The 25872-nt window shown below is 66.4% G+C and carries 15 protein-coding genes; 4 read left to right on the top strand and 11 right to left on the bottom strand.

What is annotated here, in order from left to right:
- Positions 1 to 16: 16 nt before the first annotated feature.
- The 7 genes from ACUCV3_RS08950 to ACUCV3_RS08920 form a co-directional block, all read right to left on the bottom strand.
- The gene (locus tag ACUCV3_RS08950) at positions 17 to 1027 is read right to left on the bottom strand and encodes a family 8 glycosyl hydrolase (RefSeq protein WP_279730888.1); all 1011 of its coding nucleotides are present in this window, start codon (positions 1025 to 1027) and stop codon (positions 17 to 19) included.
- On the bottom strand, positions 1017 to 1481 hold the full coding sequence (gene bcsD, locus ACUCV3_RS08945; protein WP_010339109.1) for a cellulose biosynthesis protein BcsD: 465 nt from the start codon (positions 1479 to 1481) through the stop codon (positions 1017 to 1019). Before bcsD ends, ACUCV3_RS08950 begins: the two co-directional genes overlap by 11 nt.
- Positions 1481 to 4855 carry a cellulose synthase subunit BcsC-related outer membrane protein gene (locus ACUCV3_RS08940; RefSeq protein ID WP_482240568.1) on the bottom strand — a complete coding sequence of 1125 codons (3375 nt, stop codon included), beginning with the start codon at positions 4853 to 4855 and terminating at the stop codon, positions 1481 to 1483. Before ACUCV3_RS08940 ends, bcsD begins: the two co-directional genes overlap by 1 nt.
- Complete coding sequence (gene bcsA / locus ACUCV3_RS08935; RefSeq protein WP_482240567.1) at positions 4852 to 9231, bottom strand: UDP-forming cellulose synthase catalytic subunit; 4380 nt, start codon at positions 9229 to 9231, stop codon at positions 4852 to 4854. The genes ACUCV3_RS08940 and bcsA overlap by 4 nt, the downstream gene beginning before the upstream one ends.
- A complete protein-coding gene (locus tag ACUCV3_RS08930; protein ID WP_279731129.1) occupies positions 9228 to 9947 on the bottom strand; it encodes a ParA family protein in 720 nt (239 codons plus the stop codon). The genes bcsA and ACUCV3_RS08930 overlap by 4 nt, the downstream gene beginning before the upstream one ends.
- Positions 9947 to 10294: a hypothetical protein gene (locus tag ACUCV3_RS08925; RefSeq protein ID WP_482240566.1), complete on the bottom strand. Its 348-nt coding sequence runs from the start codon at positions 10292 to 10294 to the stop codon at positions 9947 to 9949. Before ACUCV3_RS08925 ends, ACUCV3_RS08930 begins: the two co-directional genes overlap by 1 nt.
- A 192-nt stretch (positions 10295 to 10486) precedes the next feature.
- Positions 10487 to 11659 carry an FAS1-like dehydratase domain-containing protein gene (locus ACUCV3_RS08920; RefSeq protein ID WP_482240565.1) on the bottom strand — a complete coding sequence of 391 codons (1173 nt, stop codon included), beginning with the start codon at positions 11657 to 11659 and terminating at the stop codon, positions 10487 to 10489.
- Positions 11660 to 11954: 295 nt separating this feature from the next.
- Here ACUCV3_RS08920 and ACUCV3_RS08915 point away from each other — a divergent pair, with 295 nt between their 5' ends.
- Positions 11955 to 13535 (top strand): ABC-F family ATP-binding cassette domain-containing protein, encoded by a 1581-nt coding sequence (locus ACUCV3_RS08915; RefSeq protein ID WP_279731130.1) that lies wholly within the window; start codon positions 11955 to 11957, stop codon positions 13533 to 13535.
- On the opposite strand, the gene nagE is transcribed toward ACUCV3_RS08915, so the two are convergent.
- From nagE to ACUCV3_RS08895, 4 genes are all read right to left on the bottom strand, one after another.
- A complete protein-coding gene (gene nagE, locus ACUCV3_RS08910; RefSeq protein WP_482240564.1) occupies positions 13532 to 15208 on the bottom strand; it encodes an N-acetylglucosamine-specific PTS transporter subunit IIBC in 1677 nt (558 codons plus the stop codon). The two genes, ACUCV3_RS08915 and nagE, sit on opposite strands and share 4 nt — an antisense overlap.
- Complete coding sequence (gene ptsP, locus ACUCV3_RS08905; protein WP_279731132.1) at positions 15205 to 17673, bottom strand: phosphoenolpyruvate--protein phosphotransferase; 2469 nt, start codon at positions 17671 to 17673, stop codon at positions 15205 to 15207. Before ptsP ends, nagE begins: the two co-directional genes overlap by 4 nt.
- Positions 17670 to 19946 (bottom strand): beta-N-acetylhexosaminidase, encoded by a 2277-nt coding sequence (locus tag ACUCV3_RS08900; protein ID WP_279731133.1) that lies wholly within the window; start codon positions 19944 to 19946, stop codon positions 17670 to 17672. Before ACUCV3_RS08900 ends, ptsP begins: the two co-directional genes overlap by 4 nt.
- 130 nt (positions 19947 to 20076) lie before the next feature.
- Complete coding sequence (locus ACUCV3_RS08895; protein ID WP_482240563.1) at positions 20077 to 22737, bottom strand: TonB-dependent receptor; 2661 nt, start codon at positions 22735 to 22737, stop codon at positions 20077 to 20079.
- Positions 22738 to 22937: 200 nt separating this feature from the next.
- Between ACUCV3_RS08895 and ACUCV3_RS08890 the strand changes: the two genes are divergently transcribed.
- From ACUCV3_RS08890 to nagA, 3 genes are read left to right on the top strand one after another with little or no spacing between them, the layout of a single operon-like run.
- Complete coding sequence (locus tag ACUCV3_RS08890; RefSeq protein WP_010339098.1) at positions 22938 to 23681, top strand: GntR family transcriptional regulator; 744 nt, start codon at positions 22938 to 22940, stop codon at positions 23679 to 23681.
- A gap of 20 nt (positions 23682 to 23701) precedes the next feature.
- Complete coding sequence (locus tag ACUCV3_RS08885) at positions 23702 to 24733, top strand: SIS domain-containing protein (protein ID WP_482240562.1); 1032 nt, start codon at positions 23702 to 23704, stop codon at positions 24731 to 24733.
- Positions 24733 to 25866 (top strand): N-acetylglucosamine-6-phosphate deacetylase, encoded by a 1134-nt coding sequence (nagA, locus tag ACUCV3_RS08880; RefSeq protein ID WP_279776131.1) that lies wholly within the window; start codon positions 24733 to 24735, stop codon positions 25864 to 25866. Before ACUCV3_RS08885 ends, nagA begins: the two co-directional genes overlap by 1 nt.
- Positions 25867 to 25872: the final 6 nt, after the last annotated feature.

The following is a 25872-nucleotide window of genomic DNA, read 5'->3' as shown; positions in this document are numbered from 1 at the left end:
GCAGGCTCAGCCCCGATCAGGCGAGCTTGCCGGCCAGCATCTGCAAGGATGCGGCATAATAGTCGGTCGACAGGCCTGCCGGTTGCGGCAGGCCCATGATCTTGCCGGCAATCGCCATCCCGCCCGCCGACAGGGCATAGGGCGCGACCTCCCCGGACTGGACATCGACCCAGGCCGGGATCGGCTGTTGCCGGGTGACATAGCCCTGCCAATAGTCGCGGATCGGCTTCAGCAGCGCCGCCCGGCGCCCGGCCTGAGCATAGAGCGGCACGCGGATCGCGTCGAAGCCGAAACGGGCGGGCTTGCCCACGGCCGGCACGACCATGTCATGCCCCGTCACATCGACCCAGTCGGTCGGCAACTTGAGCGGACCAAATTGCGCCGCCGCCATCAGCGCTTCGCTGTCGCTGATGATCCGCCCCCAGGCTGCCTCCCCATCCAGGCGGCGGAAGGCGTCGAGCGCGGGCCAGACGAAATAGGAAGGGTTGAGCGTCACCGCTTCCGGCGTGACGAAGCCCTGCAGGCCGGGCAGCAGCAATGTGCGCCCATGGCGTTCCAGGACCAGATGCTGGCGGATGGCGGCGCGGATCTCGGCCGAACGGCTGGCATAACGCCCCTCGCCCCAGCTCTTCGCGGCTTCGGCCAGTGCCCAGGCGATGAACAGGTCGCCATCGGTCGCATTATTGGTGTCGGCCACCGGATTGGGCTGCCGGGGATCATAACGCCAGGCGTAAAGCGCCATGTCGGGCCGGACCAGATTGCTATCGGTCCAGCGCAGGATAGCGTCGAACGCTTCCCGGTCATCGTTCCACAATGCCAGGCCCAGGCCATAGCCCTGCCCCTCGCTATGGCTGACACCGCCATTGCCATTGTCGACGATGCGGCCCGACGGGTCGAGAAAGGCGGCCTTGAACCGGGCCCAGTCGCCATTGGTCACGCTGCTGCCCCGCGGCTGACGCGCCTTGGCACAGGCTGCCGTGAAAACCAGTCCCATCCCCACCAGCAACGCACGCCGGTCAACGCCCATGGCGTATTTCCATGATGCCGTCGCGCCATTGGAGCACGGATGTATGCAGGTCCGCGCCGCCGCCCAGCGCCCGGAACCAGGCGTCATAGGCGCCACGCAGCAGCGGCGGCGCCATGTCCGCCCAGCGGCCATCGACATCGCCCTGGAGCGTTTCGGGCAAGCCGACATGCTGGATCATGATTGCATCGTCCGTCATCCGCAATTGCGCCTCACCCCAGCCCAACGTCCGCCACAGCCGGTTGATCCGCGCCATCAGCGCGTCTCCGTCCGAAATGTCGGCGACCTGAAGCAGCGACGCGATGCGCCGACCGACTGCGCCGAAAAAGGCGTCAGCCTGACCACGGGTGGCGGTGCCGAACACCTCGCTGCCGATCATCGCGGTCAGCAGCGACAGCCCGTCCATCGTCCACTGATCGGTTTCGGCGGGCTGATATTCCACGGCTTCCCGGATCATCAATTGCCTCCCAGAGACTGTTTGATCCCAATCAGCGACTTGAACTCGTCATAGCTGCCGAAGGTGTTGATGCTCATCTCACCGCCGACCCGCGTGCTGGGACTGACACGATAATAGATCGAGCCGTCCGCCGAAAGGGCAAAGCCGGTCTTGCTCAGGCTGTCATAATAGGAGCGCACATCGCTGTTCTGGGCCTTGAGGCCATCCAGCACCGCCTGTGCCGCCGGATCGGTCGGATAGACATTGACCTGATCCTGGCTGTAGCTCTGATAGCCAGGCGCCACGCCCGCCTTCACTTCCAGCAGGTCCGACGCATAGGCATAACGCACCGGCAGGCTGATGCTGAAGAAGCTCTGCGGGCTGAAATAGCCGCCAAAGCCGTAGGTGAAGTAGTTCTGATTATTGTCGAAATCCTGATAGTTCACATTGACGCCGCCGGTGATCGACGAACGGTCGCCGCGATAGAAGGGCAGATAGCCACCGACGTTCGCCTGGAAGCCATGGTTCTTGCGGACATCATGCCCGGCATATTTATAATAGGACAGGTCGCCATAGACCCCCGCCCCATCCTGATCATAGGAGAAGGATGCACCGCCACCGGTCCGCATCACCTGGCCCCACATCGCCCCGGTCACGGGATCGCGTGTGCCAGCATAGGACAGGACGCTGTCGGTCACCGGCTTGCGCTCGAACCAGGCGCGGGCCGTCGCATAGGGCGAGAAACGCGGGCTGATCGCTGCATGCCAGGTCACGTCGCTATCCTCGAAACCGAGCGGCGTGACGCCGACCTCCAGTTTCAACAATGGCGTCTCGTAGCCGGCCGACAGCGCCACGCCCGACGCATGCTGGGTATCGGCGTCCACCAGTGCGGATTCTTCCTGATCGACGATCCCCTGCGCTTCGGGCGTCGCATTGCGACCGAAGCGGGCAAGCCCCGACCGGCTGGCACGGCCGGCATCCAGCACCACGGCTTCCGCCCTCGCCTTGATCCGGCCGTTGCCAAGGCTGGTGGAGACTTCGGCCGATCCGGTCAGTTCCTTGAGTTCGCTCAGCCCCGCTTCACCCGATCGCTCGCGATAGCCGGTGCGCAGTTCGGCGCGCGGGCCGCTATCGCGGGTCAGGGTGCGGATCTCGGTCTGGATACGGTCCATCACCGGATCGCCGCTTGTCATCATCGATCCGCCCGGCGCAGACGCCGGCACGCCGACCGCCGGATAGCCGCCCGGCATCGGCGCGGACTGGGCCACGACCGCGGGCGGGAAGCCGCCGGCTTCGCCAACCTGCGACATCGGCGCGAACGCCATGCCTGCCGGTGACGGTGCCTGTCCGGCCAGCCGCGCGCCCGATCCCAGTGCGAACGGATTGACCGCCGCAGGGGCGGCCGCAGCCGACTGGTTGCGGAACGGGTTGTTGCCCTGCATCGTCGCGGCGAAGGGATTGCTGGCGGTGACATTGCCTGCGCCGCTCTGCGCGGCATAGACTTCCTTCGCGCGCTTCAGATAGCGCAGCGCGGCGCCCTCGTCGCCCCGCGCCTGCTCCATCCGCGCCGCCGCCATGTAGATCTGATAATCATTGGGCGATTGCTGCAAGGCGCGCTCGATCGTGGCGCGTGCCAGATCCTTGTCGCCCGCTGCCCCCGCCGTCTCGATCAGGCCCATCAGCGCGCCCTTGTCATTGGGCGACTGGGCCAGGACCAGTTGGTAGGTCTGCGCCGCCTGAGCCGGCATACCACCCGACTGATAAAGCCGTGCCAGCGCGGCCAGCACTTCCTGATTGCCTGGCGCAGCGTTCCACGCGCCCTGCAGCAGGTCGAAGGCCTGGGCGTTCTGGCCTGCAAGCCGCAGCCGATCCGCCTGCGACGCCGCCATGATGCCGTTCATCCGCGCGACGACACGCTGGCCGTCGGGCGTATTGCCCGCCAGTTGCGCGGCGCGCTGCACGGCGCTGGTGGCAAAGGCATCGCGCCCGGTCTTGGCCAGCACGCGCACGATCGGTTCATAGCCGGCCGGGTCGGTGATGGTCCCGGCGGTCAGCGCCTGCTGCGCCAGTTGCGCCGCCCCTTCCCGGTCACCCAGTTCGAACATCGCATCGGCCACCGCAGCCTGCTTGGTCGGGTCGATGCCGGGCGTCGCGGCCAGTTGGCGCAGCGCCATCAGCGCATCGGCCTGCCGCCCCTGCGCGGCCATCGCCTTGGCCCGCTCGATCGCGCCGTCCACCTTCAGGCCGACAGCGAAATTGCGCATCTGTTCGGTGCGCTGCATTTCGGGAATCCGCGCCATCAGCGTATCGGCGGCCGACGCCCGGCCGCGATCGGCATTGAGCAGCGCTGCCGCATAAAGCCAGTCCGGGTCGCTCGACGACCCCAGCGAGTTGATCAGCGATTCCGCCTCGGGCAGGCGCTGGCGCTGGATCAGATAACGGGCAAACTCGTAACGGATCCACGGATCCTGCTGGTCCAGCAGCAGGCCGGAATGAAATTCCTGTTCGGCGGTGACATCATCGCCGCGCGCGGCCGCGGCACGGGCGCGATCGCGCGCCGCCCGGCTCGCCAGCCGACCATCGGACTGCTTCGTCCCTTCATTTGCCTGACGGTAGAGGTCTGCCGCATCGGCATAGCGCCCCTGCCGCTCATAGATATCGGCCAGCAATTCGAGCGCCGGGCCACGCTGCGGATAGCCGGAACGAACCAGCAGCTCGGCATCCGCCTGCGCTTCGCCAAGCCGGCCCTGCGCCAGCGCCGCACGCGCTTCCGCAAGCCCGCCAAAGAAGCGGGCGGAGGCCAGCGCCTGCGCCCATTGCCCGGCAGAACCGCGCTGCGATGCCTGATCGAGCAGGTCACGCGCTTCGCCAAAGCGCCCCTGGCGCAGGCGCACCAGGCCAAGGCCGCCCAGCGCGTCGGCATCATTGCGATTGGCCGCCACGGCGCGCTCGAACGCGCGCTCCGCGCCATCCAGATCATTGGCGTCGAGCGCCTTGAAACCGCTCGCGCGCGACGCGCCACCGCCAGCATTGCCGCTCGGGCGCGCTGCTTGCGTCCGATTTGCCGCCGAGGGGGCCGCAGCCGGCGTGGGCGTCGGGCGTGGCGTCGTTTCGGCGCGCCGTGCCGGCGCGGGCGCGGGCGTGGGTTTGGGTGCCGGCTGTGCCTTGGGCGGCGGGCCGGCCAGCCCCTTGCGCGCTTCGGCGTTATTGGGATCGAGCGCCAGCGCCCGTCGATAGGCCTGGTTTGCCAGATCCTGCCGCCCCTTGGACTGCCAGTAGCGGCCCTGCTGGATCAGCGGCGCGACGCCCGGCACATCGGCCAGCGTGGGCATCGGCGCCATGCAGGCCAGCGCCAGGGCGGCGCAGGTGACACGCAGACGGAGGGTGCGGCTCATGCCTCATCCTCCTTGCTCAGGCGGCGGCGCTGCTGACGGCTGAGATAGAGATACAGCGGTCCGGCGAGGATGAGCGCCGCGAGCAGGCCACAGGCGGCCATCAGCAACGGCCGCTGGCTCAGCCAGAAGGCCGCCTTCATCCAGAAGGGCAGGTAACCGACCCAATAGCCGGGTCCGACGGCAAAGCTGCTCATCCCGTCGCCGCTGGTGACGGCCAGGTCGCCCTGGATTTGTGCGTTGATCTTGGCATCGGCCATGCCGCCGACCAGATCGGGCAATGCGCGCGGATCGTCCGCCAGCAGGGCCACGACGCTGCGACCACCCTCGAACGGGGATTCGAAGCCAACAATGCCGGCAAAGCCGCTGGACGAGGTGACGAACGCGTCCGCTTCGCCATCACCCGATCGATCGAACAGCGAGAAGAAGGCGAAGATGCGCTGGATCGGGCTCATCTCTGTCACCTGCAACCGGCCATTTTCATAACGGACCGGTGCGCCGGCGAAGAGCTGGTCGGAACCCGCGACGCTACTGCCACCAATGACGATGATGTCCCTGCCCTGCAGCCGCTCGCCATCCACCGCGTTGGCGACGACGACCCCCGTCACTGGCGCGCCGGTGGAATCGCCCATGCGGCCCATCAGCACCAGGAAGGCCTCGACCGCGCCGGCCGAAGGCTGGCCACCCATCAGCACCGTGGTCTCCGACAGGTCGGGACGAATGGTGAAGGGATAGCCGGCGCCCGCAAAGGTGGCGAGATCGGGCATGTGCAGCGCGTGATAGGCGCGGCTGAGGTCAATGCTGCTGCTCGGACGCACGCTGACCCGGACATTCTCGGGCAGCGTCCCTTCGCACTTCTTCTTGTCGGCAATGATCAGATTATAGTCGAAGATCAGCTCGTTCTGGCCGAACAGATTGTAGCGTGGCAGCACGATCGAGGCGCTGGAATCGTTGGACGATGCGCCCTGCTGCGCCCCGAACAGGCTGTCCCACCAGCCGGCCCCGGCGAGCGGAAGCGTGCGCAGATACTGGTTGTTGATCGAGACATCGAGGCGCGAAGCGCGACGATCGAGCCATTTGGCCGCCGGATAGCGATAGCGCAGGTCGAGGCGACCACCCTGGCGCGGCCAGAAGAAGAGATCGGGCGCAACCCGGAAGCGCGCCGACAGCGGTCCGGGCGGCAGGCCCATGCCCTGCAGCGCATTGGCATCCATGATCTCGCCCAGCTGGACCGGGCGGTCGGTGCGCAGCCAGCGCGGCGCGGCATAGCGCGCATAGGTCGGGATGCGGACGCCGTCGAAATTCATCCGCGCGCCGCTCAGCACGCCGCGACCGCTGGCGATCGCCGCAGCGGCCAGCTTCAACTCGCTGGCGTTGCGGCCCATCACCACCAGCAATTCGCCGAACGTGTCGCGCGGATTGCGGATGACCGTGGCGCTCGGCCCGGTGATCGACAGGTTCAGGCCGGCGATCGGCCGGTCCGGCGTCGCGAACAGGATCGCGTTTCCGGTCGGGATCTGGTTGTAGACCGGCTTGAACGAAAAGCCGCGATAGCTCGCCTGGGCGCCCAGCCATGAAGCCAGGCTGGCGGCCGCCTCCAACTCGCCAGCGCGCGGCGTGCCGGCGAAGACGAAGGGCAGGCGCAGCGGCAGATTGTCGTGCCGATCAAAGAAGGGACCGGGCAGACGGCCCAGATCCGGCGCCATCGGCAGCGTCTGGACGCTGAGGTCGAACCAGGACCGGACATTGCTGATATTGGCCCAGAGCGAACTGTGGAACGGATCCTCGCAATCGCGCGCATAATGGCCGACCAGACGCAGGTTGAGCTGGTTGTCGCCGGGCAGGAACAGCGCCGGATTAACCGGAATGGTGATGTTCTGACCACCGGATTCCGCCGGGGTCAGTCGAATGGTACGGACCACTTCGCCGTTCAGCAGCACGACCAACTGGCTGAGATCGCCGAGCATGGCCGGCGACCAGGCGAAGTTCAGCGTCAGGCTGCTGTCGGTCACCACCTCGTTGCGGCGCATGCCGAAGGGAATGCCGATTTCGCCGCGCGTGCCGGCTAGGCGGATCGGCATCTTGACCTGCAGGTCGCGGAAGCTGAGCCGCTGCTTCTGCACGCCCGCTGCGGTGGCGGGCGCCAGCGTCGCGGCAGGCGCCTGTGCCGCCTGCGCAAAGGCGTGACCGCTGCCTGCGAGCACCAGCGTCCCGATCGCGGCCAGGCCGAGCAATGCGGCCGCAGCCTGCTTGGCGGCTTTCGCCGCGGCGGCCAGGCGAACGGCCTTCTTCTGTTTGCGGCGCTCCGTGCGGTTGAGGCGGAACAGGCGCTTGAGGGTCATATAGTCGACCACGATGATATCCCAGAGAGAGTGCAGGGCCGAAACCGGCTTGCGGGGGGCTACGGGCTGCCAGGCATCGGCACGGCCCATCACCGCGCGGACAAGGTGACGCGAAGAGATCATGTCCAGTTCCTGGAAGCGCAGATTGACCTCGCCCCGATCGAACCGGACCATTTCGACCGGGATCGTCAGCTTCTCGTCACCCATCGGCAGCGACATATAGGCGACGCGCCGGTCGCGCAGCGGGAAGTCGGGCGGCACGGCAATCGCCGCACCGCCCATCGAAATGTCGATCGTCGTCGCGTCAATCACATAGCCGTCGGCCATGTAGAGGGTGACCGGCAATTCGGTGATGATGCGGATATATTCGCGCGCCTGCCGCGTCTCGCGCGCGACCGAAACGGCGGCGATCAGGATGATCAGGCTGAAGACGGCCCAGACGACGTTCAGCACCAGCGTATCGGTCTGGATGTTGAACAGATGCGGGAAGAAGACCCGCTTCACGATCGCCAGCCCGATGCCGAAGATGATGAGGCCGATGCAAATCAGGTGCGGGCGCACCGTCGACAGGTCGAAATAGGTCCGGTCGAGCAGACTGCCCTTGTCCGTCACGTTGAACTTGCCCTTGCGCGGCTGGAAGAAGGTCATGACCGTGGGGCGCGCGAGGTGAAAAGCCAGGATCGTCTCGTAGATTTCGCCCCAGAACGGCCGGCGATCACCGCCCTGCGTATTGGCCGACGAGGTCATCGAACAGACCAGATGCGGCAGCGCATAGGCGAAGATCAGCGAGGCCGAGGCATGGATGATGTTCTGGCCGAAGATCAGATAGGCAAGCGGGCTGGTCAGGAAGACGATGCGCGGCAGCGGAAACTGGAAATGCAGCATCGCATTCAGGTAGCAAAGCCGCTGCTGCCAATTGAGGCCGCGCCCGAACAGCGGATTGTCGATCCGCAGGATCTGCGTCATGCCGCGCGCCCAGCGGATGCGCTGGCCGATATGCAGCACCAGCCGCTCGGTCGCGAGACCGGCGGACAGGCGTGCGCCGATATAGGCGGTATTCCAGCCCATGCGCTGCAACTTCAACGCGGTATGCGCGTCCTCGGTCACCGTCTCACCGGCAAAGCCGTTGGTCTGGGCCAGTGCATCGCGGCGGATGACGGCGCAGGAACCGCAGAAGAAGGTCGCGTTCCACAGGTCGTTGCCGGACTGGACCGCACCGTAGAACAGGTCGCCCTCACCCGGCAGGTCGCGCACCGTGCCCAGGTTGCGCTGGGCGGGATCGGGCGAATAGAAATGGTGCGGCGTCTGCATCAGCGCCAGCTTGGGATCCTGCTGGAACCAGCCGACGGTCATTTGCAGGAAGGCGCGGGTCGGCACATGGTCGCAGTCAAAGATGGCGATCAGTTCGCCATTGGTCTTCTTCATCGCGGCATTGAGGTTGCCGGCCTTGGCATGAAGATTGTCGCCGCGGGTCAGATAGCCGCAGCCGGCCTGGCGCGCGAACGCCTGAAACTCGGGCCGGCGACCGTCATCCAGGATGAAGACGCGGAAACGATCGGCGGGATAATCCATGTCCATCGCCGCGAACACGGTGTTGCGAACGATCTCCAGGCTTTCATTATAGGTCGGGACATAGACGTCGACGCTGGGCCATTGATCGGGCTCACCCTCGATCTCCACGACTTCACGGTCGAGCGGCCAGCCGGTCTGGAGGAAGCCCAGCACCAGGATCAGCCAGGCATAGACTTCGGCCAGATACAGGCCAGACCCCAACAGGAATTCTGCCAGGGTGCCAAACTCCAGCGTTTCGGTGGTGCGCCAGAACATGTAGCGGGTCGATACGATCATCGACAGGATCGCGAGCACCAGCAGTGCGCGGCGACTGCGCATGCGCCCCAATATGGTCGCGCCCACAATGGTGATGCCGGCAAAGATCCACTGCGCTTCCAGGTCGAGCGGCACGGTGATCGCCAGCAGGGCGAACAGCCCGGCCAGCACCAGCAGCCCGTTGCTCAGGATCGCCTGCCGGGCCTTCACGAAGCCGCCTCCTCGGCCGCCTCGACCAGGCCAGCCGCCTGTTCCACGGTCGTCACCAGCCTGCGCAGATCGTTGAGCGCCACGCTGGCCGGCGCGAAGCGGGCCAGCGGCTCGAACATCGCGCTGGCCTCGTTTACCGCCTCGTCACGGCGGATCGTACCAAGCAGCTTGCTGCCGAACAGTTCGCGCAGGAAGATATGGGTGTGGCGCGACAGGCGATGGGTGTCGTCCAGATGGTTGAGCACGAACCCGGTCTTGGCGAGATCGATCGTCGCCGTGCCCGGCTCGACCTTGGGCAGGGCTGCGAGCGATCCGGGACGCGGATGCAGGGGGCAGACATGCAGGGCGGCATGCGGCAGCAGCATGTCCTTGGTCTCGCGGTCCCCCGCCGCCACATCGGCAATGAAGATCTTCTTGCCGGCGAACGGCGAATGATCCGGCTTGCCCAGCAGATCCTGGAAGGTCGCGTCACGGCGCAGGCCATAGGCAGAAAAAAGCGCGACGCCCGACACCGCGATCTGGTCGGCGCCCCCGTCGTTCAGTTCCGGCAGACCCTGGGCCGGGGTCAGGCCGAAATAAAGCTTGAGAGAATCCTGATAGGTGAAGTCGAGCGCGCTGACATCATGCCCCCGCTGCGCTAGATGGATCGCCAGTTGCGCCGCGATGAAGCTGGTGCCGACGCCGCCCTTGGGCGAATGACAGAGGATCAGCGGCATCAATAATCTCGCTTGTCGGGATCGTTCGACAGATGGCCCAGGAAATCGCGCAGATTGCCGCGCGGCGCAGCGGATGGCGGCGCGTCCTGATAGGCGTCGAACATGCTGGTTACATTGGCGCGAGGTGCGGGCGCATGTTGCTCGGTCTCGGCGCGGCGGACCGCCAGCACGGCTTCCGCCTCGCGCGCTTCCAGTTTGGACAGGGGGCGTCCAACCACGCGCGGGTCGGTCAGAAGGGCCTCGAAGATAGGCCACAATTCCATGTCCGCGAAACTGTCCGCGAACTCGCGATAGCGAAAATCCCGGCGCCCCAGCCGGGCCAGAAGGCTTTCTGCGTCGGAGCGCATGGCCCTGTTCTCCCTGATATTCAAGGAAAACCTAGAGTAAAATGGTTAACAAAATCTTTAGAAATTGATCGAAGTTGCGCCATTGCGGGCGCTGCGTGCGACGCACCGTTCGTCGCACGCAGGAAAATCCCCTTTTTGCTTCAACATCTTGGCGCCGCGAGCAGCAAAAGCCCGCCGCGGCCATTGCCGCGCTTATTTGCGCGGCAATGCAACTTCCGCCTTGGCGGTCGCCAGGGTCGTGCCCAGTTGATTGACCATGCGGCAGTTGATCTGCACGACGTCGCGTCCGTCGTCGTCGACGAACTTGTCGACCACCGTGCCGGTCATGATCGTGATGTCGCCGGTGAAGGCCGGCCCGCGATAGGAGGCGACCGAATGGGTCACCATGCCCCATTCGCCGGCCCAGCCCGCCAGATAATCGACGATCCAGGCGCCCATCGACGCGCCATAGCCATAGGCCCGCGGCATGCCGATGAAGCGGGCCCAGCGCGGGAAGAGATGGCCGCGCGATGGCCCGAAATAGGCGCCATCGGTCAGTTCCGGATTGATCCGCTCCATCACCGGGTCATTTTCATGCCCCGCCATTTCCTTGACGAAGCCCAGCGCCTCCATGTCGAGGTCGGTGCGCCGGTGCGTGCCGCCCCAGATGGTGAAGAGATAGGCGCGCCATTCGGTGGTGAAGCTGGCAATGCTGTGCGGGCCGATGACACGTTCGGGCAGCGCGGCGCCGATCTGGATATCGTCCCAATAACGTTTGCCATGGCCCAGTTCGTGCAGCATCTGCACCCAGTCGAACTTGCGATCCTGGATCTGCGCCAGTTCCTCGTCGCTCCACACCGGATCTTCGGTGCCCTCGACCACATCGGTCGTCTTCTCGCGCCCCGCCTCGGCCAGATAGCGGATCGAGGTCGAGCGCTGCTTGGCGATCAGTTCGCCATTCTGGTTGTAATAATTATTGTCGCCGCGCTGGAAACAGGTCGGCCCGGCGAACTTGGTATCCTTGACCGTATAGTCGAACGGAATGCGCTCATTATGGACCAGGTCACCGCCCTGGATGCGCGGGCCATAGAACCACCATTCGTCGCCGCCGAACAGCAGGTGCGAATTGGGGATGGCGCCGACGCAGGCCGGCCCTGCGCCATGGCCATCATCCATCGTCACGGCAAAGCTCTGCGGCGCGACCAGCCGGCCCCAGCGCCCCTCGGCGGCATAATCGGCATCATAATGCAGCAGATTGGGATAATGCATCGCCTGCGCCCAGCGGCGGATGTCATTATTGTGGATCGGCTCGCGCATCCGCGCGGGCTGCATCGGCTTGCCGAGATATTGGTCGATGTCCGAACAGTCGAAGACGGCTATGCTCATGGTTCCCCTCCGAGGAAATCTTTGTTCTGCCCTGCCATGGCGGAGCAGCGCCCGCCGGCACAAGTCCAGGACCGGCAACAGCATGCGCACAGACGAGCGGGAACATCCCGCCAGGCCGCAGAAAAGCGCGATTTTTCGTCGTTTATCGCGATGCCGATGTTTGCCCTGTGCGGCCCGGCGCTTGAACAGGGCGGCGATCGCAGCTAGATTGCCGCCTCAATTCACAAGAAAAGAGACCGTGCCGTGGATTTCAACCTGACCGCAATGCCGATCTGCAACGCTGCCAGGGAAATTCATGCTCATGCCCGCCATATCCTGTTCCAATCTCGGCTGGACCACGCCTGACGGCCAGTCCGTCCTTTCCGGCCTAGACCTTCGTTTCCAAAGCGAACGCACCGCCCTTGTCGGCCGCAACGGCGTCGGCAAGACGACCCTATTGCGCCTGATCGCCGGCGATCTCACCCCCAGCAGCGGCAGCATCACCGTGCAGGGCCGGCTCGCCAGCCTGCGCCAGGCCGTGCAGTTCGGCGCGGATGAACGGATCGCCGACCTGTGGGGCGTCGCCGATGCCATCGCCCTGCTGCGCCTGGCGGAAAGCGGCGACGCCACAGCCGAACAACTGGCCGATGCCGACTGGACGCTGGAAAGCCGGATCGACGCCGCGCTGGAGCGGGTCGGGCTCGCTGCCGGACCGGATACCCGGCTTTGCACCTTGTCGGGCGGCCAGCGCACCCGCGCGGCGCTTGCCGGCGCGATCCTTGACGCACCCGATTTCCTGTTGCTGGACGAACCGACCAACAATCTCGACCGAGCCGGGCGCGCGGCGGTCGCCGAACTGGTCGATGGCTGGCGCGCCGGCCTGATCCTCGTCAGCCATGATCGCGAACTGCTGGAGCGGGTCGACGCGATCGTCGAACTCACCGGCCTCGGCGCCCAGCGCTATGGCGGCAACTGGTCCCATTATCGCGAGCGCAAGGCGGTCGAACTCACCGCCGCCGCCCATGATCTCGACATCGCGGAACGACAGGTCAAGCAGGCCGCGCGCAAGGCCCAGCTCGCGACCGAGCGCCAGCAGCGACGCGACGCAGCCGGCGCCCGCAAGGGCGCGCGCGGCGACATGCCCCGCATCCTGATCGGCGCGCGCAAGAACCAGGCGGAAGCCTCTTCCGCCGCTGGCCGCCATGTCGCGGAGCGGCTGCGCGCCGAGGCGGAGGATCAGGCGCAAGCCGCACGCAGCCGGGTCGAGATATTGGAGCCGATCCGCATCGCCCTGCCCTCGACTGGCCTGGCGCCGGATCGGATCGTCCTGCGCCTCACCGATGTCAGCGTCGGCCATGATCCCGCCATGCCCTTGCTGGCGCATGTCGACCTATTGGTCGAAGGGCCGGAACGGATCGCCATCACCGGCCCCAATGGATCGGGCAAGACCAGCCTGCTTGCGACCATGGCCGGCACATTGCCGCCGCTCGCCGGGCGGATCGACCGGCCAGTGCGTCACGCCGTGCTCGACCAGACCGCTGCGCTGCTCGATCCCACGCTGTCGATCGCGGACAATCTCGCGCGCTTGCACCCGGAACTGGACGAGAATGGCCGTCGCGCCCTGCTCGCCCATTTCCGTTTTCGCGGCGGCGCTGCGCTACAGCGCGTCGCGAGCCTCAGCGGCGGACAGATGCTGCGCGCGGGCCTGGCCTGTGTGCTGGGCAGCGCGCCGCCGCCGCTGCTGATCCTCGACGAGCCGACCAACCATCTCGACCTCGAAGCCATCGAGGCAGTGGAAGCGGGACTGCGCGGCTATGACGGCGCCCTGCTGGTCGTCAGCCATGACGAGCGCTTCCTCGACGCGATCGGCATCACGCGCCGGATCGCACTCGGCTAGGCAGCCCGCAACGCATCCGCCAATGGCTCCGCCTGATCGCCCAGGATCAGGTGCAGCCAGCCATCAGCCGATGCCGGCAGCACCCAGGCCTTGACCCCGGCGCCCCGCAACGCCGCCGCATCCACGGCAGCGGGCCGATCGATGCGCACCAGCAGGCGCGTGCCGCGCGGCTCGACCGCGCGCACGCCGGCGCCCTTGAGCAGCCCGACCAGATCGGACGTGCCCGCGACCGGCGCCGGATCATGCCCGGCCAGCGCGCTGCGGATCTCCGCCGCGACCTGATCGGCGATCGGCCCCAGCACCACCTGGAAGCCGCCGTCGCGCAGGCGGACGATGCCGCGCGCGCCCAATGCCCGCAGCCGCGCCTCGTCAGCAATCGCGCTGTCGCCCAGCACCAGCCGCAGCCGGGTGGTGCAGGCATCGACCGAGCGGACATTGGCCTTCCCGCCCAGCGCCGCGACCATCGCCGGCCCGCGCGCACCGGTCACGCTTGGCATCTCGGCCGCAGCGGCGGGCTCATCCTCGCGCCCCGGCGTCTTCAGGTTGAAGCGACGGATGCACCAGCTGAAGGTGGCATAATAGACAGCGAAATAGACAATCCCGACCGGGATCAGCATCAGCGGCTTGGTCGCAAGCCCGTAGTTCATCAGATAGTCGAACAGGCCGGCGGAAAAGCCGAAGCCCAGCTTCACGCCCAGCGCGTCCATGACGACCATCGACAGGCCGGTCAGCACTGCATGAACGACATAGAGGATCGGCGCCAGGAAGATGAAGCTGAACTCGATCGGCTCCGTCACGCCGGTGAGGAAGGAGGTGAGCGCGAGACTGAGCAGCAGGCCGCCGACCCGCTTGCGCCGATCCGGCAAGGCGGTGCGATACATGGCAAGGCAGGCGGCGGGCAGGCCGAACATCATCACCGGGAAGAAGCCAGACATGAAGCCGCCGGCGGTCGGATCGCCCGCGAAGAAGCGCTTGATATCGCCGGTCGCGCCGTGGAAGTCGCCGAGCAGGAACCAGGCGACATTGTTGATGATATGGTGCAGCCCGGTAATCAGCAGCAGCCGGTTGAGCAGGCCATAGACGAACAGGCCGAGCGGCCCGGCCGCCACCACCCATTGGCTGAGGCGATCGATCCCCGCCTCGATCCAGGGGAAGCCGAGGCCGAACATCAGCGCACCGAACAGGCCGGCCAGGCCCGCGACGATCGGCACGAAGCGACGCCCGGCGAAGAAGGCCAGATAGTCGGGCAGCTTGATGTCGGAAAAGCGGTTGTAGAGCAGACCCGCGACGATGCCCGACAGGATGCCCGCGGGCACGGAGACCTTGGCGATTTCCTTGGCGCGCCAGGCCGCCTGCGCCGCCTCCGCCACGTCGGGCGGCAGGACCAGCAGCACCTTCGCCCCCTCGGTCGTCACCAGATAGGCGATCACGCCGGCCAGGCTCGCCGCGCCATGATTTTCGCGGGCGAGGCCCACGGCGACACCGGCGGCGAAGAGCAGGCCAAGATTGGAAAAGATCGCGTCGCCCGCCGCCGCGATGAAGGGAATGGCGAGCATGTCGGGCTGGCCCAGGCGCAGCAGCAGCGCGGCGATCGGCAGCACCGCGATCGGCAGCATCAGCGCGCGGCCAAGCGGTTGCAGCCGGGCCAGCAGGGTGGCGGGACGAAAGCTCATGGCAGGACTCCTTGGGCCATGTCGCGCACGGCGGCGGCGCTTTCGGCGGCGCAGGCGCGCTCCGCCAGGTCGATGCAGCGGCCCATGTCGAGCGTGCGCACCACCGCCTTCAACCGGGCGATGGCAGCAGGCGTGGCGGACAATTCAGTGATGCCGAGGCCGATCAGGATCGGCGCGGCAAGCGGGTCGGAGGCAAGGCCGCCACAGACGCCGGCCCAGCGGCCATGACGCTGTGCGCCGCGGCCGACTTCGCGGATCAGGCGCAGCACGGCGGGATGCAGCGCATCGATCCGGTGCGACACCGCCGCATTGCCGCGATCGACTGCGAGCGTATATTGGGTCAGGTCATTGGTGCCGACCGACAGGAAATCGGCCTCGGCCGCCAGCATGTCGGCCAGCATCGCCGCCGCCGGCGTCTCGATCATCACGCCCAGCGGCACCGGCGCGTCGATCCCCAGCGCTGCCTTCTCCGCATCCAGCATCGCCCTGACCGCCCAATAGTCGGACAGGTCGGCTATCATCGGCAGCATGATGCGGCACTGGTCCGCCGGCACGGCGCGCAGGATCGCGCGCAATTGCACCTGCATCAGGTCCGGCCGGGCGAGGCTAAGGCGCACGCCGCGCAGGCCCAGCGCCGGATTGTCCTCGGCCGCCATCGGCAGATAGGGCACCGGCTTGTCGCCGCCAATGTCGAGCGTCCGCACAATCAGCGGCCGATCGCCCAATGTCGTTGCGATACCGGAATAAACATCCCTTTGCTCGGCCTCGTCCGGCGCCTCCGCCCGCTCCAGGAACAGGAATTCGGTGCGCAGCAGGCCGCAACCCTCGGCCCCGGCCGTCACGGCGACGGCGGCATCGGCCTGCGATCCCAGATTGGCGAAAATCTCGATTCGGGTGCCGTCCGCCATGCGGCAATCGGCATGGGCCTGCGACCGGTCGCGGCTGCGCTGCTCGCGCGCTGCGGCGATCCGTTCGCTGACCTCCGATAATGTGTTCACGCCCGGATCGGCATCGATCCGTGCGCCGTCCGCGTCCAGGATGACCGTACGTCCGTCGACAATGGCCAGCACATCCCGCCCGGCAGCGACCAACATCGGGATACCGGCCGACGCCGCGAGGATCGCGACATGGGATGTGGGACCGCCGGCCGCCGTGCAGATTCCGGCCAGACGGTCCCTATCGAGCGCCAGGAACTGCGAGGGGAGCAGATCCTCGGCGATCAATATGCTTTGAGTGGGCAGCGTCGGCACCGCGCTCGTCTCGCTGCCGAGCAGGGCAGCGATCAGCTGTCGCTCGATATCGATCAGGTCGGCGACACGCTCCATCAGCAGCGGATCGCCGGTCGCACGGATCGCCTCGGCCGCCTGCGCGGTCGCGTGGCGCCAGGCAAAGGCCGCGCTGCGCCCGGCATCGATCTGATGCCCGGCCGCCTCGGCCAGTTCCGGGTCGGCGAGCAGCGCGCGATGCGCCGCCGCGATCTCGGCCGCCAAGCCGTGGCCCGCCGACAATTCGGCATCGACCGCCGCCATTGCCCGCGCGAGCGCGGCATGTTCGGCCGCGCCGCCCTGCCCGTCGCGCGGCACATCGACATCGGCGACGCGCAGTTGCACCACCTGGCCGATCGCCAGCCCCGGCGCGGCCGTCACCGGCCCATGCTGCGGCACGACCGGCGCCGGCGCAGGATGATCGGCCTTCGCCTCCTCGCCCAGCCCCGCTTCGATCAGCGCCACCAGCGCCTCGACCGCCGCACGGGCATCACTGCCCTCGCCCCGGATCATGATCTCGTCGCCGCAGCGCACGCCCAGGCCTAGCAACGCAACCGTGCTGCGCGCATTGACGCTCTTGCCGTCCCGCAGGATCGCCACCGGCGCGACGAAGGTGCGCAGCAGCGCCGCGATCCGCGCGGCCGGGCGGGCATGGATGCCATGGGGCGCATCGACCCGCACGACCCGCTCATGGCTGTCACCTTCGCTGTCACCCTTGGCCGCCACCGGCGCCAGCGCCGTGATCCGCGCGACGCCATCATTCCAGCCAACCAGCCGATCGAGCGGCTCCAGCGACAGGGCATAGCCCTCACCCGCCAGCACCACCGGCGTGATCAGCGCCTTGGCCCCTTCCGCCACGGCATCGAGATCGAAACCGATCAGCAGGTCGCCGGCCGCAACGGCATCGCCCGGCTTCACCTGCGGCGCGAAACCCTTGCCGCTCAGCGTCACCGTCTCCAGACCGACATGGATCAGCAGTTCCGCGCCATTGGCAAGACGCAGCGAGACCGAATGGCCAGTCGGCGCCACCGTCAGCACGATCGCGGCGGCGGGCGCGCGGACTTCGCCTTCGATCGGGTCGATGGCAAAGCCCTCACCCATCATCCGCTCGGCAAAGACCGGATCGGGCACGCTTTCGATCGGCGCCAGCCAGCCCGCCAGGGGCGCGCGCAACGTCACGCTGGCCATCATCCCGCTCATGGGATCAGTTCCACCTGCTTGATCGCCCATAGGGGCTCAACATCCTTCGCCGTATAGGTGATGCACAAATTCTCCTTGCCGCTGCGCGGCGCGATCGGCGCGACCAGGCGGGTCACTTCCGGATTGCCGACCGCTGGCGCCAGCGGCAGCACGGCGATGCGCTCGCCCTCGCAACTGCCGGCCCGCACTTCCACCTCGCCCGCCGGGGTCGCCGGGGCGCGGAAATGGATGGCGTCGCGATCCTTGCCGATCTGGAAATTGAACGGCAGCTGGCCGACATCGATCGCAATCTTCGACGCGCCGCCGACCGGGGCGTCGGCATAGAACCAGCAGGGCTGCAGGATATCCGTCAGGAAATGCGCCCGCTCGCCCTTCGCCGGAGCATCATCCTCCAGCGACAGCACGACCTTGTTGGCGCAGCTTGCCAGTTGCTCGTCGGTGCGGCGCCGCAGGAAGGACGCGTCGAGACCGATGTCGATCGCGCCCGGCATCATCCCGCCGTGCCAGGCGGTGCCGGCGCGCAGCCGGGTGCCGACCGGCAGGCTGAGACCGTCCTTGTAAACCGGTGCGCGCGGCGTCACCGCGCTGCCGTCCAGCGTATAATGGATCGGGAAGCCCGACTGGCTTTCCAGCGTCACCCGCGCCGTCTTGTCGCCCGGCGCATAGTCGGTCTTCGCCGTCACCGTCAGCGCGCTGATCGCGGGCTTGAGGCCCAGCGTCCCCATCCGCGTCATCTGCGGCACCAGCCGGTCCATGAAGCTGGCGAAATCATGGCTCGCGACCGGCGACCAGCCGATTTCGGCCACCGCGCTGCCGCGCGGGAATTGCTGCCACTGGGCGCGTTCCTCGGTGCGGACATGCTCGGTGAAGAGATTGCCCTGCAGCCCCAAAATATGCTGCTGCTCGGCGGCACTCAGCCCTTCGGGTTCTGGATTGAAATCATAGACGCTGCGCAGGTCGGACAGATGGCCACGCCCCGGCGGTTCCAGCGGCCCGAAGCCCTGGCGATTGTCGAAATAGAGAATCGGCGCCGGGCTCAATATCGCGTCATGGCCCGACTTGGCGGCCGTCACCGCCCCCTCGATCCCACGCCAGGAGGTGATGGTGGCATGGGGCGAGGCACCGCCTTCCAATATTTCGTCCCAGCCAATCGGCTTGCGGCCATGTTTCGTCAGGAAATCGTCGATGCGGTGCATGAACCAGCCCTGCATCGCATCCTCGCTGCTGATACCCAGCGCCTTCATCTTCGCCTGCATTGCCGGCGAGGATTTCCACTGGTCCTTCACCGCCTCGTCGCCGCCGATATGGATATAGGGCGACGGAAACAGCGCCATCACATCGGTCAGCACATCCTCCAGGAAGGTGAAGGTCGCATCATCGGCATTGTAGAGCCAGGGGAAGACGCCCCAGTCGGACTCCGTGCCCGGCGGGATCGGCACGCCCATGCCGAGCTTAGGATAAGCGCGGATCGCCGCCAGCGCATGGCCCGGCATCTCGATCTCCGGCACGATCATGACGCCGCGCGCGGCGGCATAGGCAACGATCTCGCGGATTTCGGCCTGGGTGTAGAAGCCGCCGACCTTGGGCAGCGGCGGCGCGCCGGGCGCCCCGGCGGGCACGCGCCAGGCGGAAGTTTCGGTGAGGCGCGGATATTTGGGGATTTCGATGCGCCAGCCCTGATCATCGACCAGATGCCAGTGCAGCCGGTTGAGCTTGTTGACCGCCATCCAGTCGATCAACTGGCGGACATAGGCCGGCGACTGGAAATGGCGGGCGCTGTCGAGCATCAGCCCGCGCCACTGGAAGCGCGGCGCGTCGGCAATGTGCATCGCCGCGACCGATACCGGGCCAGCAGCCTGATCCTGCGTCATCGCCTGCCACAGCGTCACCGCGCCATAGAGCAGCCCCGCATCGTCGCCGGCGGCGATCGTGGCACCCTTGCCGGTCACGTCGAGGGTGTAGGATTCCGCTGCACCGGTCTTGGCGCGGCGGAACACTATCGCATTGTTGGCGTCAGCGCCCGTCTCGATCCGGGGACGAAAGCCCCGGCTGCGCGCGACCAGATCAGCGAACCGCTCGGCCGCGTTGCGGGCAGCGGCATCGCCGACAGGCACCCGGATCGGCGTGGTCGAGCTGATGAGAAAAACGCCCTGCCCTTCCCGCATCTGCGCGGGCACCGGCAACAGGCGGGGCAGTTCGGCCATGGCCGGGGCGGTGGCGATGCCGGACAGCATCAGCGACGCAAGCAGCGTCAGGCGGCGGGCACGGATCACGAAACAGGCTCCCGAAAATAGCGTGCCCTTGCCGCGCCGCGCGGACGCGACAAGGGACGTGCGGCGGGCGGACGCTGTTGCGTTCCGTCCCGCCGTCTTCAAGTCATGCGCCTTCTGACAGGCGAGGCAATCAATAGTTGAAGTTCACCGTCGCCAGGAACTTGCGGCCCGAGCGATAGACGCCGCGCGGCAGTGCCGTGGTGTTGGCATAGGCATAATATTCCGCGTCGGTCAGGTTCATGCCCGACAGGGTGATGCCGATCTGCGGCGTGACATCATAGGTCGCCGACACGTCCAGATTGTCGGAGTCCCGCACGAACATACTGTCGCCGCGGTCGATGCCGGTGAAATATTTCGACCGCCAGGTGTAGGTGGCGCGCAGCGCGACCGGGCCGCTTTCGAAGAAGGGGCTGACGCTGGCCTGATGCTTGGAATTATAGGGCAGCGCCTGGCCGCCTTCACCCGAACCGTCGGAATAGGTGTAGTTGGCCAATATGCCGAAGCCATAAGGCAGGTTCTGCTGATAGGCGACGGCAAAACCCTTCACCTCGGCCGAACCGGCATTGTAGGGACGGCTGATCTGATAGGTCGTCACCCGGCCCTGCGACTGGTTGAAATAGCTCTCGGGCGCCGTCTTCTGCAGGATATAGTTGCTGATATCCTTGTAGAAGACTTCCGCCGACAGGATCGAGCCCTGCTTGAAATACCATTCGACCGAGGCGTTGAGATTGCCCGAGGTATAGGGTTTCAGGTTCGGGTTGCCGCCACCGCCGGTCAGCACCGTGTCCGACAGCCAGAAATAATTGGTCATGTCGGCATAGTTGGGACGCGACATCACCTTGGCGGCGGAGAAGCGGACGATCAGATCCTGCTGCGCGGTCCAGGCTATGTTGGCGCTGGGCAGCCAGTTGTCATAGCTGCGCTTGGTCGTCTGCCAGGTCCAGTCGGCTTGGCTGTTGCAGGGCGCGCCCGGATTGCAGACATAGCCGGCGCTGTCAGTCTTGGTGTTCACATAGCGCACGCCGAAATTGCCGCGCAGCGTGCCGGTGTCGAAATTGGCCTGGGCATAGACCGCGTTGATGTCTTCCTGGATGTTCCAGTTGCCGGCGGTAAATTCGGCCGCCGCGAAGATCGACGGCGTCGGCAGCGTCTGGCCTTCCAGATAGTCGACCATCGACGGGCCGCTGATGATGAAGCGGTCGGTCATCTGGTCGTTCACGCCGCTGAAGCCGCGCAGATAATTGCCCGCGACCGTCTTGGGATCGAACTGCGCCGCCGCGACGCCCAGACCATTGAGCGCGATGCCCGCATATTGCTGGCCGGTCTCGTGATGGCGATATTTATAACCGATCTGGATGCGCTTCAAAGCACCGTCGAAATCGAAGCCGAGGTCAGCCTGGCCGTAACGCTCCTTGTCGCTGGTCGGCTTGGTGACGGTGTTGCCGCTCCAGCCCGGATCGGTGACGAAGGCATTGGGGTTGCCCTGAACGTCGGTGGCATAGCTCAGCGAACCCGGCGACTTGGGGGCGCCGCCAATGTTCACGGTATAATCCGCCCAGTTGAGGAATTCGAGGAAGACCTGGCGCTTGGTGCCGCCGTCCGCGTCCGACAGGCCGCCTTCGACCGTCAGATCCCAGGTACCGCCGTCCCAGCGCGCCTTGCCGCGATAGGTGTCGGACTTCATCTCCGCCTCGCGATACTGGACGTCCAGCACCGACAGCGCATTCTTGAAGCTCGCGCTCGTGACGATGCCGTTATTGACCTCCAAGCCGGTCAGCGCGCCCAGGCTGTTCCAGGTATTGCCCTGGAAGGCATACATGGACTGGTTGAGGTTGTTGTAGGTGGCGTCGATCTTGAGCCAGCTCGCTTCCAGCGTCAGCTCGTCGACCGGCTTCCACTGGGCAGTGGCCGAATAGGTCAGGCGCTCGCGGCCCTGCTCGAAATAGGAGGTGCCAAAGGCGTTGGGGCTGATCGCGTCGAGATTGTTGCTGAGCGTGGTGGCGCATTCGCCGACGCAGCCATTGTCGCGCGAGTCCACCGGATTGTCGGCATTGCCGCCGGCCCACTGGTCGGCCTTCATCGTGCCATAAGTCTCCACGCCGTCGCGGCGCAGCCGGTCCTTGGCGCGCTGGAACGAGGCGAGGATGCCGAACGTGCCTTCCTCATTATGCCAGCTGACCAGCGCCGATCCCTGGATATCACCCTTCTTCGAGCGATCATTGTAGAGATAGCCAAGCTGACCCGCCATGGTGAAGGGCTTCAGGTCCAGCGGCTTGCGGGTCACGACATTGACCGTGCCGCCGATCGAACCTTCGTCGATACGCGGTTCGGGCGACTTGTAGACGTCGACCCGGCCGACCAGCTGCGGTGCGAGCAGCGCATAGTTGAAGGTGCGGCCCGGCGAATCGAGGATGAACCAGTCGGCCGACGCCACGGTCTGGCCGTCCAACAGGGTGCGGTTGAGCGCCGGATCGGTGCCCAGGATCGACACTTTTTCGCCCTGGCCAAACTGGCGGTCGACGGTGACGCCCGGCACCAGCGTCAGCGCTTCGGCGACATTGGTATTGGGGAATTTGCCGACATCTTCGGCGGAAATGCTGTCGACGATCGCGTCGGCGTTACGCTTGACGTCGATCGCCTTGGCGAGCGAGGCGCGATAGCCGGTGACGACGATATCGCTGGCATTTGCATCGGCGGCCGGCGCGGAAGCGTCGCTTCCCTGCGCATGCGCGGCACCGGAAAACAGCGCGATGGCGCTGGCGGTACCGACCAGAAAAGTCCGAATCCCCATATCTCACCCCTTATTTATATTTGATGCATGGCACCAATTGGGCGGACCAACTGCATACCAATAAGCAGACCATCCGCCGAAGTCATATCGCCGTCAAGAGGGATATTTTCAAAATTGTGACGGTGTTTGGAATTTTTCACTGGCATATGGTATTTAATTGGTCTTAGTGTGCAAGCAACACAGATGCTGGTGGAGACGAGATGCCGCTGCTTGCCGAACAGATTGGACCGCTCGACGCGCTGGGCGGTGGCCCGCTCTACCGTCGGCTCGAAGACGCGCTACGCGAAGCGCTGCGCACCCAGCGACTGAAGCCCAATGAAGCGCTGCCGCCCGAACGCGACCTGGCATCGGAACTCTCGGTGTCCCGCATTACGCTGCGCAAGGCGCTGGATTCCCTGGTCGAGGAAGGACTGCTGGTGCGCAAGCAGGGCGCCGGCACCTTCGTCGCCAACCGGGTCGAAAAGCAGTTCGCCAAGCTCTCCTCCTTTTCCGAGGATATGGCGGCACGCGGCCGCACCGTGCGCAGCGAGTGGCTGGGCCGCAGCGTCGGCGCGGTCACGCCCGACGACGCGCTGACGCTGGGCCTCAGCCCCGGCGCGGCCGTCTACCGCTTCAACCGTATCCGCTATGCCGACGATGTCGCGATGGCGCTCGAATATTCGACCATTCCCGGCTTCGGCCTCGACGGTGTCGATGTCGTCGGCGCCTCGCTCTATGCCGCCCTGGAAGCCGCCGGCAACCGTCCGGTCCGCGCCCTCCAGCGCCTGCGCGCCGTGCTGTTCAACGCCGAACAGGCCAAGCTGCTGGGGATCGAGGCGGGGGCGCCCGGCCTCTATATCGAACGGCGCGGCTTCCTGGACGATGGCCGCGTCATCGAAGCGACGCAAAGCTGGTACAGGGGCGATGCCTATGACTTCGTTGCCGAACTCGACATGCGCGCCTGACCGAAAAGATGCCTGACACGATGCTCAATCCGCAAGATACCCTGATGTTCGCCGAGGCCGCAGAGGCCGGCGCCGTCATCGCCCGCCAGTTCGCCGCCAACGCCGAAACGATCAGGGCGCTGGCCGCCAGCCTGCGCGCAAATCCGCCGCGCGGCATCGTCACCTGCGCCCGCGGCAGTTCCGATCATGCGGCGACCTTCGCCAAATATCTGTTCGAAACCCGCCTGGGCCTGCTGACCACCTCGGCCGCACCCTCGATCGCCTCGGTCTATGGCACCGCCCCGGCGCTCGCCGACATGCTGGCCATCGCCATCTCGCAGTCGGGCAAGAGCCCCGATATCCTGGCCACGGTCGATGCCGCCAAAAGCGCGGGCGCCAGGACCGTCGCGATGGTCAATGTCGCCGACTCGCCGCTTGCCGGCCAGGTCGATACGCTGCTGCCGCTCCACGCCGGCCCGGAACGCAGCGTCGCCGCCACCAAATCCTATATCGCCTCGATCGCCAGCCTGCTGAACCTTGCCGCCCATTGGAGCGAGGATGCGGAATTGCTGGCAGCGCTGGACGCCGCCCCTACCCTGCTCGCCCAGGCCTGGGCCTGCGACTGGACGCCGCTGGTCGAACAACTCGCCACAGCGCGCGGCCTCTACGTCATCGGCCGCGGCATCGGCTTCGGCATCGCGCAGGAAGCTGCGCTCAAGTTCAAGGAAACCAGCGGCCTTCATGCCGAAGCGTTCAGCGCGGCGGAGGTCAAGCATGGCCCGATGGCGCTGGTCGGTCCCGATTTCCCGCTGCTGGTGTTCCGCCAGGCGGACGAGACCGCCGAAAGCGTCGATGAACTGGTGCGCGAGGTCGTTGCGCGGGGCGGCCAGGTGCTGATCGCCGGCGAGCCGGTGGATGGCGCCATCCACCTGCCGGTTCCCGCCGCCCATCCCGCGATCGAGCCGATGCTGCAGGTCCAGGCCTTCTACCGCGCGGTCAATGCGCTGTCGGTCCGGCGCGGCTTCAATCCAGATCAGCCCCCGCACCTTGCCAAGGTGACGGAGACCCTCTGATGCGTCACGCTCTGGTCAACGGGTCGATCCTGATCGACGGCCACTTCCATGCCGGCAAGGCGCTGCTGATCGAGGGCGATCGCATTGCCGCGATCCTGCCCGACGCCGATGTCCCGGCCGATGTCGCGCGGCGCGACTTGGGCGGCGACCGGCTGGTGCCCGGCTTTATCGATACGCAGGTCAATGGCGGCGGCGGCGTGCTGTTCAATGATGCCCCAACGATCGAAGGCATCGCCGCGATCGGCGCCGCCCATCGGCGTTTCGGCACGACCGGCTTCCTGCCGACGCTCATCAGCGACGATCTGGCCGTCATCCGCCAGGCGGTCGCCGCCGTCGACGCCGCGATCGAGGCAGGCGTGCCGGGCGTGCTCGGCATCCATATCGAAGGACCCTATCTCAATATCGAGCGCAAGGGCATTCACGACGGCGACAAGATCCGGCCGCTCGATGCCGAGGGGCTGGAAGTTCTGTCTTCGCTCAAGCGCGGTCGCACCCTGGTCACGCTGGCGCCCGAACGGACCTCGCCCAACATGGTGCGCCAGCTTGTGGAGCGCGGCGTGATCGTCGCGGCGGGACACAGCAATGGCCGCTATGAGGACATGATTGGCGCGATCGAGGCCGGCCTGTCGGGCGTCACCCATCTCTACAATGCCATGTCGCCACTGGGCTCGCGCAAGCCCGGCATCGTCGGCGCCGCGCTGGAGCAGGACAGCGTGACCTGCGGTATCATCGTCGATGGCCATCATGTCAGCGCCACCGCGCTCAAGATCGCGCTGCGCTGCAAGCCGGAAGGCACGCTGATGCTCGTCACCGACGCCATGCCCTCGGTCGGCTCCGACGCGGACGAGTTCATGCTCCAGGGTCGCCATATCCTGGTCCGCAACGGCGCCTGCACCGATGATGCCGGCACGCTGGCCGGTTCCAATCTCGACATGATCACCGCCGTCCACAACAGCGTCGCCATGCTGGACGTCCCGATCGAGCGCGCCATCGCCATGGCATCGGCGGCCCCGGCCGCCTTCCTCGGCCTTGCCGCCGAAACCGGTCGCATCGCGCCCGGCCTGCGCGCCGACCTGCTGCAATTGAATGCCCAGGGCGCGGTCGTGCGCAGTTGGATCGGCGGCAGCTACTGAACCAAA

The organism is Sphingobium sp. VMM, from assembly GCF_056790315.1.
Note: the sequence above shows the minus strand (reverse complement) of the source record. Positions and strands in the feature narration are given on the sequence as shown.

What these genes read in the sequence shown, in the direction of transcription:
- ACUCV3_RS08950 (WP_279730888.1), bottom strand. Translation starts at nt 1,027, where the DNA reads ATGGGCGTTGACCGGCGTGCGTTGCTGGTGGGGATGGGACTGGTTTTC.
- bcsD (WP_010339109.1), bottom strand. Translation starts at nt 1,481, where the DNA reads ATGATCCGGGAAGCCGTGGAATATCAGCCCGCCGAAACCGATCAGTGG.
- ACUCV3_RS08940 (WP_482240568.1), bottom strand. Translation starts at nt 4,855, where the DNA reads ATGAGCCGCACCCTCCGTCTGCGTGTCACCTGCGCCGCCCTGGCGCTG.
- ACUCV3_RS08930 (WP_279731129.1), bottom strand. Translation starts at nt 9,947, where the DNA reads ATGCCGCTGATCCTCTGTCATTCGCCCAAGGGCGGCGTCGGCACCAGC.
- ACUCV3_RS08925 (WP_482240566.1), bottom strand. Translation starts at nt 10,294, where the DNA reads ATGCGCTCCGACGCAGAAAGCCTTCTGGCCCGGCTGGGGCGCCGGGAT.
- ACUCV3_RS08920 (WP_482240565.1), bottom strand. Translation starts at nt 11,659, where the DNA reads ATGAGCATAGCCGTCTTCGACTGTTCGGACATCGACCAATATCTCGGC.
- ACUCV3_RS08915 (WP_279731130.1), top strand. Translation starts at nt 11,955, where the DNA reads ATGCTCATGCCCGCCATATCCTGTTCCAATCTCGGCTGGACCACGCCT.
- nagE (WP_482240564.1), bottom strand. Translation starts at nt 15,208, where the DNA reads ATGAGCTTTCGTCCCGCCACCCTGCTGGCCCGGCTGCAACCGCTTGGC.
- ptsP (WP_279731132.1), bottom strand. Translation starts at nt 17,673, where the DNA reads ATGAGCGGGATGATGGCCAGCGTGACGTTGCGCGCGCCCCTGGCGGGC.
- ACUCV3_RS08895 (WP_482240563.1), bottom strand. Translation starts at nt 22,737, where the DNA reads ATGGGGATTCGGACTTTTCTGGTCGGTACCGCCAGCGCCATCGCGCTG.
- ACUCV3_RS08890 (WP_010339098.1), top strand. Translation starts at nt 22,938, where the DNA reads ATGCCGCTGCTTGCCGAACAGATTGGACCGCTCGACGCGCTGGGCGGT.
- ACUCV3_RS08885 (WP_482240562.1), top strand. Translation starts at nt 23,702, where the DNA reads ATGCTCAATCCGCAAGATACCCTGATGTTCGCCGAGGCCGCAGAGGCC.
- nagA (WP_279776131.1), top strand. Translation starts at nt 24,733, where the DNA reads ATGCGTCACGCTCTGGTCAACGGGTCGATCCTGATCGACGGCCACTTC.